Raw genomic sequence first — 13,185 nt, 5'->3', positions numbered from 1 at the left:
GCTTTTTCAGTGTGTTTTTCGGCTGTGTTGCGGCGTGGTGGGCAGGTTTTGAATCGAAACGGCGCAATGACGCTTCCCTAAGTTTCCCCATGGTTCCATTTCCATCGCGCATCGAAAGCATGCGCCAGAGGCATAAGGTTTGATTAATCCGGGCCATGCCGATAGATTTCAAGCAAATTCAATAACACGAGACAACATGCCCTTCTCCTTTTCCTCCACGTCCCCTGTCATTGTCATCGCGCCCGATTCATTTAAGGGATCGCTTAGCGCGGAACAAGTCGCCGAAGCAATCGCGAGCGGCATCCGCCGCGCCCGCGCTGACGCTGTCATTCGCATCGTGCCCATGGCCGATGGCGGCGAAGGCACGCTCGACGCCATGCTGGCCGCTGGCGGCGAGCGCCGCATGATCAACGTGCGCGGAGCGTCGTCGAAACGGCGCGATGCCGCGACCGGACTCCTTGCCGACGGCAGCGCGATCGTGGAAACGGCGGAGGTCGTGGGCATCACGGACCCGGATGGCATGGCCGTGCCGGTTGCCGAACGCAGCACGCTCGGCATGGGCGAAGCAATCCGCGCCTTGCTGGATCTCGGCGTGCGCAAGTTCTACGTGGCGCTGGGCGGCAGCAGCACGAACGACGGCGGCGCCGGGCTGCTCGTGGGCCTTGGTCTCAAGCTCTTCGATGCAGACGGCAACACGCTCGATCCCGTGCCGTCGCAGCTTGCGCGAGTTGCGCGCATCGACGTATCCGGGCTCGATCCGCGTGTGCGTGAAGCCGAATTCACAGGCATGTCCGATGTGAACAATCCACTCACCGGCGAGCACGGCGCCACGGCGATTTTCGGCCCGCAAAAAGGCGTGACGCCCGATCAGATTCCGGTTATCGACGCCGCCCTCGCCCACTTCGCCGACGTGCTGGAACCCGCGCTTCAAATCGATGCACGCAATAAACCCGGCGCGGGCGCGGCTGGCGGTCTCGGCTTCGCGCTGCACATGCTGGGCGCGGGTTTCGAGGCGGGCGCCGAAGTGGTCGCGCGCGAAGTGGGTCTAGATGCCGCGCTCGACGGCGCCCATTGGCTGATCACCGGCGAAGGTCGCTCGGACGTGCAAACGCTGCACGGCAAGGCGCCGTTCATCGCGTGCCAGCACGCGCGGGCGCATGGCGTGGAGGCGTCGTTGCTGTCGGGCGCAATCGATCCGGCGGCCTTGCCGCGTTTATCGGAGCACTTCAGCGGCTGCTTTTCGCCCGCGCCCGGTCCGATCACGCTCGAGGTCGCCATCCGCGATGCCGCGACGTTGCTCGCCAACGAAGCCGAGCAACTCGCGCGCTTGAAATTCGGATCGAAGGCGGCTTGAACTATCGCGTGCTCGCGATCCTTCCCGGACTGAACAACACGCGATCCGATAACCATACGGCGAGCATCGTCAGCCCCATCAACGGGAAGACGATGCCTAGCGCCGCCATGCCGACTATCCATGCTCGCATCGGCGGGTTCAGGATGGGCCGCGATGGCGCGCCGACCGCCCGGCCGGGCTTGCGTTTGCGCCACATCACAAAACCGCTCACGGTCATGGCGGCGAGTCCGAGCGATATTGCAGAAGCAAGCAGCTGGTTTGCGATGCCGAAATACCGTCCCATGTGAAGCGAAGTCCCGTACGAAATCCATTGCGCCACGCGTCCGTAATCGCGATACGCAATGTCCGAGAGAATCTGGCCGCTGTATCTATCGATATGAAGCGTGCGTTCGTCTCGCGGGTCGGCTGGAAAATAAGAGACGGTGTACACGCCTTGCGGCGTGGTCGGCAACGCGATGTCATAGCCGCTCTGCACGCCCGCTTGCGCCGCAATTCCAACTACATGGTCGAGCGTGATGGAGGGTGCGGTTGCATCGGCGACACTATTTGGAACGTGCGTCGCGCCGACCGCCCAGGGCGTTTGCGGCAACGGCAAGTCGTCCATCTTCATGCCGGCCATCGAGGGATCCGCCATGTTCATCGCCGGCGTGGCGGTTGTGGAATGCACGTGCGCTCGGCCCCAGGCGCCCTGCGGATAACCAAGTTGCGCCGATGTCGCGAGCGCCTTGAACTGCTTGCCCCACGTGCTCGACCACGGCAAGCCGCTCAGCACGAAAAACAACGCGCCAATCGCGAGCCAGGCGCCGCCGACCGCGTGCAATTCCCGCCACCACGCGCGTCCCTTGACCGACGATAACCGCGGCATAAAACGGCCGCTCTTCTGCTGTGCTTTTGGCCACCATAACGCCACGCCCGTCGCGATCATCACGAGCGTCCAGCAGCCGGCGAGTTCCATCACAATCTCGCCGGTCTTGCCGAGCAACAAGCCGCGATGAATGTTGCGCACTTGCTTCATCAACCGGTTCTCGACGCTCAGCCGACCAAGCACCGCGCCGCTATAGGGATCGACATAAACGCTTTCGCTTTCGCCCGATTGCAACTTGAACACGAACTCGGCGCTGCGTCGGGCGTCCGTGTTTATGACGACGGTCGTCGGGATTGCATCGCGTGGCTCGGCTGCCTTTGCCTTTGCAAGCAAAACATCGTGGCTCAAACGCGGCTCGGTCCGTGCATCGACGATCATCCGGTCGTGATACAGGAGCGGCTCGATCTGCGGCTGAAAGCAGTACAGTGTGCCGGTGATTGCGAGCACGAGCAGCAGTGGCATGACAAACAGCCCGGCATAGAAATGCCAGCGCCACAGCGTTCGATGCCGCGCGAGCACGCGGGCATGGTCAAAGGAAGCGGATTGCATGTGCGTTGTCCTTTTTATAGAAGCCTAGATTCCGATACGCCCTTCGACATAAACCGTTCGTCCTGCATACGGATGGAACACGTAATAGCGATGATCGAAGAGGTTATCGACGCCGATTCCAAGCTCGGTGCGCTTGGTCGGCCGGAAGGTGAACTTGGCGTCGACCACCGTGTATGTACTCGTGCCGCCGTAGGTGTTCGGATTGGTGTCGGTGTTGGTGAGCGTGTTGTATTCGCGGCCCGAATATCGCGCGGCGACCGTAATGGCGCTCTGGCTCGTCGCACGCCACGTTGCAGCGACGTTCGCGCGCCACAACGGAATCCGGTAAAAATACTTGCCGACAGACGCCGGATTGCCGCTGTTCGCAATGATCTTCGACTGCGTATAGGCAACACCCGCGGTCAGGTCGAGACCGTGAATCAGCACATCCTGACCTTCGTAACTCGTCTCGATGCCGCGCGAGCGCACCTTGTCAATATTCTGGAAATTGGTGATGTTCGGAATCACCGTGGTGTTCGTCTGGCTGAACAAGGTGTTCTTCACATCGTCCTGAAACAGCGTGAACCGATACACCCCGTTCCCGTGCGTCCACTCGGCCGTCAACTCCCTGGAAAGATCGTCTTCGGGCTTGAGATTCGGGTTGTTATTGACGATCGATAAACCCGTGATCTGCCCTTGAAACAATTCGCCGACGGTGGGGAATCGGTAGGCGCGTCCTATCGATGCACGCAGCAAGAGGTCTTGCGTGGCATCGAAGGAAAGCGATGCCTTGGGCGACCAGTGGCTCTGGCTCACATCGCCGTAGTCGAGCGACGTGGCGCCGATCGCGCGCGAGCCGTCATAAGCGTTCCAGTTCTCGTATCGCGCGCCGTAAGTGAATTTCCAGCGTGGCAAGAAACGCCACGCGTCTTGCGCGTAGACGGCTTGCGTTTGCGTGCGTCCGCCGAAAGCGTTTGCAAACGATGTCCCGCCGCCGTCGCGCCACGCCGCCGTGTTGTAGGTTTCGTTGTCGAGGAAATAATCGTCGTAGTGGTATCCGAACGACAACCAATGCGCGAACAGTCCGGCCGTTGGGGAAGCGGGTGTCCACGTCGTGCGCAAATCGAGGGTTTTCCATCCGGTGCCATCGCCGAAAGCGAGCGTGCCCGGACCGTCGCCCGGCACGCCCGAGTTCGCTGTCCGCGCAATGCTCTGCGTGATGTCGAAATACGACGCGACCGCTTCGGCGTTCCATCCGGTAGCGTTGCGCGTTTTCAGCGATAACCCGTACAGGAAGTTCTCGCTCGATCCCTGGCTCGGCGCGAACGTCGCGGCCGGGACGTTGTATTCATACCCGCCAATGTTGACCAAACCGCTGTAGACGGTGTTGCCGGCGGCATCGCGAAGAAACGATTGCGTGTCGCTGTTGTATTTCTGACGCCAGTAGCCAACCGTAAAACCGGCTTGCAATGTCGGCGTGAAATCGTACGCGACCTTCAGCTTGAACTGGTCCTGGAACGTCCGCTCTATGCCTTCGGCCGTCACGCCCAGAACCGCAGTTCGCGCGTTGTTCTGGTCATTGTAGAAAATGGCGCCGGTCACGGGCCGGTCGGTCGCGCGGGCCGGTACATTCGATGCCGCCAGCGTCGCGAATTGCAGCGGTTGCCCGGTGTTTTCCAGATGATCGACGCCGATGAGCCAGGACAGCTTGCCGTTTTTATCGCCGATGGTCGCCGACGAATTCGTCCCGTTGAAGCTGCGGTTCACGCCGAATAAATCGAAATGCTGGCTGAACGCCTGGACGTGGGCATCGGCTTCGAATTTCTGCGGCATGCGCGTGGTGATCGCGACTGTCGCGCCGATCGAATTGCCCGGATACAGCGCGGAATACGGGCCGTAGATCACATCGGTGCGTTCGATGTTGTCTGTGAAGACCATCGACCAGCGCGGCGCGAAGGAGAACGTGTTGCCGAGGAAATTGCTGAGCAGGAGGCCATCGGCGTAGACGAGACCGCGCGCCGTTTGCGAATTGCTCGTGCCGCGTACGGCGATGGGCGAATTCACGTCGCCTATGAAGCGCTTGCGCACCGCCATGTTCGGCACGTATTTCAGCACGTCTTCCGCGGTCACCACGTTCCAGTATTGCGACTGTTCGGCTGTGACGGTGGCGGTCGTGGACGGCAGGTTCGGATCGAGCGGCGACGGCGCTAAAGGGCTTGCGGAACTGGTGACGACCACGGGTGCGAGTTGAACGGCGTCGGTTTCGGTCCGATCGGATGACGGCGATTCCGGCACGGCGGCGGCCGGCGCGGCAGCGGCCGGCGCGGCGAGCGCGAAGGCCGGCGCCATCAGCGAAACCGGCAGACACGCATGACGATGAAAACTGAACGTGCGCGAACGCACGGCGGCACGGCGCCCGGAAGGCTGCCGTGCTCGCTCGAGGAGCTTGAGCATCGAAGAAAATCCTGAATGAGTGGACGAGAGACCGGCCGGACGCACGCGCTCAAACGGCGCGCAAGGTCACGGCAAACGGGCTCTGACGACGGACTTCAGGAAACGATGGGAGGCGCGCGTGGCGACGCGGCGTTGAACGACTTGACGTGGACCGCGCGCACGGCCGGCTCTGCGGCAAGGCGGGTGACGCGTTCGATGCGCGCGAGCGCCGCTGCCGGCGCCGAGGCCAGCGGCACGTTGTGCGCGAGCAGTCCGCAATACGAGCAGGCATCGAACGAATCGCCGGACATGTGATGGCCGGCATGCTCTTCTGCTTGTAACTCTTTGGGAATCGGCGATGCGGCTTGGGCTTGATTCGGGGTATCGACGGAACACAGCGCCGCGATGAAATCGAAACGCACTTCGCGGGAGGCCAGCGTCTGGCTGATCACCGGCGCGACAATGGCAAGCCACATGGCGGCGATGCCGAGCCATGCAACGAAGCGATTGCGCGATGTGCGATTCATCGATGTAAAAAGTCGAAGTGATGCAAACGAGAATGAGTTGCGATTGTAGGCACGTCGTTCGCGCCGCGCAATGCGGATTGTCGCGCAGCACGCCGGGGCCAAAACGCCGGCCTGCAGACATTGGCTATCGATTCGGTTAGAATGCCGGGCTCAGCGGCGTGCGCATTTGTAGCGGACGGCGCGGAAAAAGACACGCGTGAGTGGCGAAATTGGTAGACGCACCAGGTTTAGGTCCTGACGGCAGCAATGTCGTGTCGGTTCGAGTCCGACCTCACGCACCAGCTTGAAAACGAAGCCCCGCAGCGAATGCTGCGGGGCTTCGTCGTTTCCGCCACGGCGCGGTTTAAATGCGCTGCTGCAACACTTCATCGATCAAACCATAATCCCGCGCCTGATCGGCGGACATAAAATTATCGCGGTCGGTATCGCGGGCAATCTCCTCCTCCGTTTTCCCCGTGCGCTCCGCCGTGATGCGGTTCAGCCGGCCGCGCAGGTACACCACCTCCTGCGCCTGAATCGCGACATCGGCCGCCGTTCCCTGCGAGCCGCCCGATGGCTGGTGGATCATGATGCGTGCGTTCGGCAGCGCATAACGCTTGCCCTTCGCGCCGGCGGTGAGCAGGAACGTGCCCATGCTCGCGGCGAAACCCGTGCACAACGTGGATACATCGGGACGGATGAATTGCATGGTGTCGAAAATCGCCATGCCGTCGTAGACCGAACCGCCCGGCGAATTGATATAAAGCGAAATGTCCTTTTCGGGATTTTCCGCTTCGAGAAACAGCAATTGCGCCACGACGAGACTCGCCGTCTGGTCCGTCACCGGTCCAACCATGAAGATGATACGTTCGCGCAGCAGCCGCGAATAAACGTCGTAGGCGCGCTCGCCACGCCCGGATTGTTCAATAACGGTCGGCACAAGGCCGAGATTCAGCGGATTCATGTTTGCGTTTCCTGGCTGTTGCAGCTTGGGGAAGTTCCACCCGATATGACGCGCGCCGCGGTTCGTGCGTGACATCCGCAGCCGCGATATATTTTTGTCGCGGGCTGTCACGTTCGCCTCGCGCCGGCCGTCAACAAGCCGTCATGGACGACAAAGCGCAACCAGGAGAAACGCATGAGCGTTGATACGGAATCAGATCGGGACGCAGCACGGCTGGCCATTTTTGAAGCGTCGCGCTCGCGGCTGTTTTCACTGGCTTACCGGATTCTCGGCGTGCGCGCGGATGCGGAGGACGTCGTGCAGGACACGTTCGTGAAGTGGCATCTGCAGCAACGGAATGGTGGTATCGATACGCTGGAAACGCCCGCCGCGTGGCTCACGACGGTTGCCAAACGGACGGCCATCGACCGTTTGCGGCGTTCCGCGCAGGATTCGCGACTGTACGATGAGTTCGAAACGCTCGATCAAACACCGTCCACGCAGGCGTTGGCCGAGCGGGCGTCCGATTTGTCGTATGGAATGCGCCGCGTGATCGAGCGATTATCGGCGGAAGAACGCGCCGCATTTTTGCTGCGCGAGGCGTTCGAGGAGGATTACGCAAGCATCGGCAGGATTCTCGATCGGAGTGCGGCACATTGCCGGCAGATCGTGCATCGGGCGAAGGATCGCGTGCGGGACGACCGGCGGCGCAATCTTCCGGATGCCACGCCTGGTGCCGGGGACGCCATCGAACCGTTACTCGACGCCATCGCCCGGCAGGACGTTCAGGCGCTGATCGCGTTGACGCTGAGTACGGCAGCGCCGACGACCGCAAGCGCACATGCGGCCATGCTGACGTGCGCGTTGATCGCCCGGCTGCGAATGGGACGCATCGATTTCATGCGCGTTACCGATACTGCCATCGCATAAGGCAAACTTTCCGGTTTGCGGCCGGCCGGTGCGGCCATTCCACCCCGCCATCGTTTTGCGTTCATTAGTCGCCCACTAACTCGCAAACGAATTCTTTTGCCAGAACGCTCTCGTGTATCCTGAATTCTGCGGTCGGAACGTCTGGCCGCTGCATTAAAGGGTCCACCATGGATTTCAACAACCAGGCTGCAAAAGCCGCGGTGTGGCTGCTCGGAAGCACCCTGCGGCCAGCGAGTCTGAACTTGGGAAGATTCCTCAGGTGAACGAGCCGCAACGTTTTACAGTCCGCCACACGAGTGTTTATAAATACTCCGAGCCGGTTGATTTCGGCGAGCATCGAATGATGTTCAGGCCAAGGTCCAGCCACGATCTCCGGCTTGTCACCACGCAGTTGAAGATCACGCCGGAACCCGCGCGTTTGCGCTGGTTGCACGATGTTTTCGATAACTCGGTCGCCGTCGCCACGTTCGACACGCAGGCGACCGAGCTGACCTTCGAAAGCGAAGTGACGATCGAGCACTTCGAGTCACCGCAGCCGGACTACGCGCTCGAACGGTATGCCCTCACGTTCCCGTTCGCATACACGAACGAGGAAGCATCCGATCTCGTGAATGCGCGTAATCGCCCAGAACCGGACAGCGATGTCGACGCTTGGGCCCGGCGCTTTCTTTCTCCGGGCGAAAGTACCGGAACAATGGCGCTCTTGCGGGCCATGACGCAGGAGATCAGCGACGATTTCAAGTACGTCCGTCGCACGGAAAAAGGCGTGAACCGTCCCACCGATACCTTGCGCCTGCGCAGCGGCAGTTGCCGCGACTTCGCGGTGCTGATGATGGACGCGGTGCGATCGCTCGGCCTGGCGGCGCGTTTTGTCAGCGGCTACATTTTCGTGCCGGACCGCGACGCCACGCGCGGCGGCGGCGCCACGCATGCGTGGCTGCAGATTTATTTACCGGGCGCGGGCTGGGTCGATTTCGATCCGACCAACAGCATTATTGGTAATCGCCACCTGATCCGCGTCGCGGTCGCCTGGGATCACCATCAGGCCCTGCCGCTATGGGGCACCTGGAACGGCGAGCCCGGATCGTTTCGCAGCCTTGATGTCGAGGTCAGTGTGACCGAGAACCAGTGACGTCTTCTTTTTATAGTTCACAGCAAAAGGTAGTTCCCATGAAACTCCGCGTTGGTTACGAACTGGTCTACGAGTGTCCGCAACCGACACCAATGCTCCTTATGCTGAACACGCATTTTTCCTTTGCGCCGCAAGTGTTGCTCGCAGATTTGCTGATAGTCGATCCGCCGGTGCCGATCTCGCAGTATCGCGATGGTTTTGGCAACCTGTGCAGCCGGCTGGTGGCGCCGGCGGGACAGATATCCCTGTCGACATCCGCGTTACTCGAAGTTTCCGGCGAATTCGAACAGCCGGGGCCGAATGGCGAGCAGCATCCGGTGGAAGACCTGCCCAACGAATGCCTTGTATTCCTGCTCGGCAGCCGATATTGCGAAACCGATCTGCTCTCGGACGTCGCCTGGAAACAGTTCGGCAATACGCCGCCGGGACGCGCGCGCGTGCAGGCGATCTGCGACTTCGTTCACAATCATATTGTCTTCAACTACGCGCACGCACGGCCGACGAAAACCGCGTTCGAAGCGTATCAGGAGCGTCAGGGCGTCTGCCGCGACTTCGCGCATCTGGCGGTGACATTGTGCCGGGCGATGAACATTCCGGCGCGTTATTGCACGGGATACATCAGCGACGTCGGTCTGCCGCCGCCCTACGCCAGCATGGATTTCGCAGCGTGGTTCGAGGTGTATATAGGCGGAAGCTGGCAGACCTTCGATGCACGCAACAACGCGCCGAGGATCGGGCGCGTGCTGATGGCGCGCGGCCGTGATGCAGCCGATGTCGCGATCAGCAATACTTTCGGACCTACAGCCTTGCTCAAGTTCGACGTCATTTGCGAACCCGAAGAAGTAAAGGTTTGATTCGGCGTTCTAAGTAATATCGTGTGCGGCGCTTCCTTTGTGTGGCATTTCTGTGGTCGCCACCCGCACGTCCGCGCCTTGCGGCACGTTCCCATCCCGGCGATAATTCGAGCCGAACGCTCGCGCACGATCTGGTTCCGGCGCCGGCGTAAAAGACTAAATGTCCCCAACTGATCCTTGCACCAGAACAGCCAGAGCCATTGAGTTTCAATGGCTTTTTTTCTGGGCGGGAGTTTATCGGCTTCGCGCCGTTTTCACTTCATTGCCGTGAACTTCGACGACTATTGCCAGCAAAAAGCTGCACCCGATGGCTCCAGCACCTACTACGCGCTGCGCCGCGCGCCCGCTTCGCGCCAGCCGCTTCTGACGGCGCTGCACGCGCTGCGTCGCGAACTCGAAGAAACGGCGAAGGAGACGAGCGATCCGACCATCGGACGTACTAAACACGCCTGGTGGCAGAAGGAATTGGCGAGTCTCTTCGGCGGCGAACCGGCGCATCCGGTCACGAAGGCCATCGCTGCGCACGCGGCCGGCACACCGGTCCTGGACGACGATGGCCGTAGTTTTATCGGCAACATGGTCGACGGTTTCGAGCTGGATCTGGAACAGGCGCGGTATATCGATTGGGCGAATCTGCGCCGTTATCTGGATAACGCGGGCGGCGCGTTCGCCGCGATCATCGCGCGGGCCACGGCGCGCCAGCCCGAGAATGTACCGAACTGGGCGATGGCGCTCGGCTCGGCGTTGATGCTCGCCGAACGCGTGGAAAATGTCGGCGAGGACGCGCGTCACGGCCGCATTTATTTGCCCATCGACGAACTGCAGCGCTTCGGCGTCACGGCGGCGGACCTGATCAACCACAAATATAGCGACGCGTTCACCGAACTGATGCGTTTCCAGACGGGCCGCGCCCGCGACGCGCTCAATCAGGCGCTGGCCGCGATTCCCGCCGACGAACGTCCCACGCAGCGCGTTCTGCGTTCGCACGCGGCGTTATCGCTGGCTCTGCTCGATGAAATCGAGCGTGAGGATTTCAAGGTATTGCATCAGCGCATCGCGCTCACGCCGATCCGCAAATTGTGGATTACGTGGCGCGTTCGCTAGGTCAGGCGCGCAACAAGGGCAAAGTCTCGAACCTCGCGCCGAGGATTGGGCCGGCATCCATCCCCAACCACCGGTCGAGGATGGTCGCGTACATCTGCCGGAAATCGACGTTCATCGGCAGATTGTGGTTTCCGTCAAGTTGTCCGAGTTGCGGCGCGGCGCCGTGCAGACCGCCATTCACGCGCCCGCCCATGACGAAATGCGGCGCGGCGCTGCCATGATCGGTGCCGTTGCTATCGTTCTCGCGCGCGCATCGGCCGAATTCGGCGCAGGTCATGACAAGCGCGTCGTTCCATCGGTCGAGTTCGATCAGCGCGGTTCGTATTGCCGCGAGTCCCTCCGATAACTGCCCGAGCAAGCGCGCATGTTGCACCGGCTGGTTCTGATGCGTATCGAAGCCGCCGAGCGTGACGCGTATCACCGATACCCCTTGCTTGGCTGCAAGCGCTTTTATTGTGGTCTTGACTGAAGCGCTAAACGGGAGCGCGCCGTTTGAGAACGAAGCCGCTTCGTCGCCGAACGCACGTGTGAGCCAACCATCGCGAAGATATTGTTCTGCGTGCGACGCCGTGTCCCAGATTTCCATCGATCGAAAATGCGAACGGTTTTGCGCTGGATAACCAACGCCTTGCACGATCGCGAGTTGTCCTTCGCGCCAGATTGGCAGCAGCGCCTGCATGGCAGGATGGAGCCCGGTGCGCTCGTCCAGTTGCAAGACATGATCGCGACGAATGCCGATTCCCGGTCGCAAAACCAGATACTTCGGGTCAGCAAATGGAATCACGGTATTCAAACCGTCGTTGCCGCCTTTCAGCTCGACCAGAATCAGTATCTTGCCGTGGGGTTCGGCAGGTGATTGCTGAGCGAAGACGAGCTTTGATGGCGCCAGCGCAGAAGCGCCGAGCGCGGTGCCAATTGCAAGGAAATCGCGCCGGTTCACTGACCGGTCCCCGCCCTATAAACGGCAAGCAGCAAACGAATGGCGCTCACCGCTTATACAGATCCCGCACTGCTTCCTCGATGTGCTGGCGCAAGAGCCTGCGTTCATCGGCGGTCATCACGCCATGCCTTGGAGGACGTTCGGGCGGTTGCGGATCGACAGGCGGCGGCTGCATGACGGGCATTTGCTGCGCGCGGGTATTTCCCGGCTGTTTTCCCATTCGATGCTGCGCGCGGATAAGCCGGCCATCGAAACTGCGATTCTTTTGAGCGCGCTGATTTGAACCAACCGAACCACCCGAGCCACTTGAACTATCGGCATTCGGGTTCTCCCCCGTATCTGAATTTAGATAACTCGATGAAGAAGCCCACGACGAATCAGGCCGGTCGAAAGCCGACGCATTGCGATTGGAGGTTTGGGATGGTTGCGCGAAAACACTGCGCACGGCAAACACGGCGTAAAACGCGCTAGCGATCAGCGTTAGTCGGATGATGCGCATGTTGCGCACAGGTTTGCGCCGCCGCGCTCCCTTCATGTTATTCCCTTCGTTGCTCGACAACCGGACAGTCTCAGGCTCTTTGGCGCGCTTGCAAGGCAGGCAAGTTGGACGGTCATGCCGCCACGTTGCTGACGCGCAATCGTTGTACTAATGGAGTATCTACCGAATGACGGGCTTAGGTAAAGGAGTGTACGCATAGAACCTTTACGCCGTGCCACAGTCCCCGTAAATTTTGTAACTATCTGTTACCTTATAATTCACGCAAACTCGCTCCTCTTTCTAATCGCGCTAAGATGCCGTCATGGAAACCAAAAATCCCTCAAAAATACTCGTAGTCGACGACGATCCCCGTTTGCGCGATCTTTTGCGGCGTTATCTCGGCGAACAAGGCTTTAATGTCTATGTCGCTGAAAATGCGCCGTCGATGAACAAGCTCTGGGTTCGCGAACGTTTCGACCTGCTCGTGCTTGACCTGATGTTGCCGGGGGAAGACGGTTTGTCGATTTGCCGGCGCCTGCGCGGCAGCAATGACCGCACGCCGATCATCATGCTCACGGCCAAGGGCGAGGACGTGGATCGTATTGTCGGGCTGGAAATGGGTGCCGACGATTACTTGCCGAAGCCGTTCAATCCGCGTGAACTCGTAGCCCGCATTCACGCCGTGTTGCGTCGTCAGTCGCCATCGGAATTGCCGGGCGCACCGTCCGAAACTGCTGAAGTGTTCGAGTTTGGCGAATTCGCATTGAATCTCGCTACGCGCACGCTGACAAAGAACGGCCAGGAAATCCCGCTGACCACGGGTGAGTTCTCCGTGTTGAAGGTTTTCGCGCGGCATCCGCGCGCGCCGCTGTCACGTGAAAAATTGATGGAACTGGCTCGCGGACGTGAATACGAAGTGTTCGACCGCAGCCTCGACGTCCAGATTTCGCGCCTGCGCAAGCTGATCGAGCCGGACCCGAGCAGCCCGCGGTTTATCCAGACAGTGTGGGGTCTGGGCTATGTCTTCATCCCGGACGGCGCGGCTTGAGAACTGAGCACCAGTCGAGTTCTGATTGAGTCCTCGCAAACGCGCTTCATGCGCGCCACAAGCACGAGCA

Annotated in this window: 12 protein-coding genes and 1 tRNA gene; 7 read left to right on the top strand and 6 right to left on the bottom strand. The window is 60.6% G+C overall.

Going from position 1 to position 13,185, the window contains the following annotated elements:
* Window positions 1-196: 196 nt before the first annotated feature.
* Window positions 197-1,354, top strand: coding sequence for a glycerate kinase (locus ASG35_RS04315; RefSeq protein WP_056353177.1), 1,158 nt, complete (start codon window positions 197-199; stop codon window positions 1,352-1,354).
* A gap of 1 nt (window position 1,355) precedes the next feature.
* Here ASG35_RS04315 and ASG35_RS04310 read toward each other — a convergent pair whose 3' ends face one another.
* The 3 genes from ASG35_RS04310 to ASG35_RS04300 form a co-directional block, all read right to left on the bottom strand.
* Window positions 1,356-2,768, bottom strand: coding sequence for a PepSY-associated TM helix domain-containing protein (locus ASG35_RS04310; protein WP_056353175.1), 1,413 nt, complete (start codon window positions 2,766-2,768; stop codon window positions 1,356-1,358).
* Between the two features lie 24 nt (window positions 2,769-2,792).
* Window positions 2,793-5,201: a TonB-dependent receptor gene (locus tag ASG35_RS04305; RefSeq protein WP_056353173.1), complete on the bottom strand. Its 2,409-nt coding sequence runs from the start codon at window positions 5,199-5,201 to the stop codon at window positions 2,793-2,795.
* A gap of 95 nt (window positions 5,202-5,296) precedes the next feature.
* Window positions 5,297-5,707 (bottom strand): DUF2946 domain-containing protein, encoded by a 411-nt coding sequence (locus ASG35_RS04300; RefSeq protein WP_056353171.1) that lies wholly within the window; start codon window positions 5,705-5,707, stop codon window positions 5,297-5,299.
* Window positions 5,708-5,901: 194 nt separating this feature from the next.
* Here ASG35_RS04300 and ASG35_RS04295 point away from each other — a divergent pair.
* Window positions 5,902-5,988: transfer RNA gene (locus ASG35_RS04295), tRNA-Leu, on the top strand.
* Window positions 5,989-6,050: 62 nt separating this feature from the next.
* Here ASG35_RS04295 and clpP read toward each other — a convergent pair.
* A complete protein-coding gene (clpP, locus tag ASG35_RS04290; protein WP_056353748.1) occupies window positions 6,051-6,650 on the bottom strand; it encodes an ATP-dependent Clp endopeptidase proteolytic subunit ClpP in 600 nt (199 codons plus the stop codon).
* 174 nt (window positions 6,651-6,824) lie between these two features.
* On the opposite strand from clpP, the gene ASG35_RS04285 reads away from it, so the two are divergent.
* From ASG35_RS04285 to ASG35_RS04265, 4 genes are all read left to right on the top strand, one after another.
* Complete coding sequence (locus tag ASG35_RS04285) at window positions 6,825-7,559, top strand: sigma-70 family RNA polymerase sigma factor (RefSeq protein ID WP_056353169.1); 735 nt, start codon at window positions 6,825-6,827, stop codon at window positions 7,557-7,559.
* Window positions 7,560-7,761: 202 nt separating this feature from the next.
* Window positions 7,762-8,691 carry a transglutaminase family protein gene (locus ASG35_RS04275; RefSeq protein ID WP_327019637.1) on the top strand — a complete coding sequence of 310 codons (930 nt, stop codon included), beginning with the start codon at window positions 7,762-7,764 and terminating at the stop codon, window positions 8,689-8,691.
* A 38-nt stretch (window positions 8,692-8,729) separates the two neighbouring features.
* Entirely contained in the window at window positions 8,730-9,545 is an 816-nt protein-coding gene (locus tag ASG35_RS04270; protein WP_056353163.1) for a transglutaminase-like domain-containing protein, read from the top strand.
* A 210-nt stretch (window positions 9,546-9,755) separates the two neighbouring features.
* Window positions 9,756-10,649, top strand: a complete 894-nt coding sequence (locus tag ASG35_RS04265) for a squalene/phytoene synthase family protein (RefSeq protein ID WP_156392999.1) — start codon at window positions 9,756-9,758, stop codon at window positions 10,647-10,649.
* A gap of 1 nt (window position 10,650) precedes the next feature.
* Here the strand turns inward: ASG35_RS04265 and ASG35_RS04260 are convergent, their stop codons facing one another.
* Together ASG35_RS04260 and ASG35_RS31190 are read right to left on the bottom strand one after the other, a co-directional pair.
* Window positions 10,651-11,589 (bottom strand): DUF1501 domain-containing protein, encoded by a 939-nt coding sequence (locus ASG35_RS04260; protein ID WP_056353161.1) that lies wholly within the window; start codon window positions 11,587-11,589, stop codon window positions 10,651-10,653.
* A 46-nt stretch (window positions 11,590-11,635) separates the two neighbouring features.
* Window positions 11,636-11,809, bottom strand: coding sequence for a hypothetical protein (locus tag ASG35_RS31190; RefSeq protein ID WP_156392998.1), 174 nt, complete (start codon window positions 11,807-11,809; stop codon window positions 11,636-11,638).
* A gap of 580 nt (window positions 11,810-12,389) precedes the next feature.
* Here ASG35_RS31190 and ompR point away from each other — a divergent pair.
* Window positions 12,390-13,115 carry an osmolarity response regulator transcription factor OmpR gene (ompR, locus tag ASG35_RS04250; protein ID WP_056353156.1) on the top strand — a complete coding sequence of 242 codons (726 nt, stop codon included), beginning with the start codon at window positions 12,390-12,392 and terminating at the stop codon, window positions 13,113-13,115.
* Window positions 13,116-13,185 lie beyond the last annotated feature (70 nt).

The organism is Burkholderia sp. Leaf177 (genome assembly GCF_001424345.1).
GTDB lineage: Bacteria > Pseudomonadota > Gammaproteobacteria > Burkholderiales > Burkholderiaceae > Caballeronia.
Note: the sequence above shows the minus strand (reverse complement) of the source record. Positions and strands in the feature narration are given on the sequence as shown.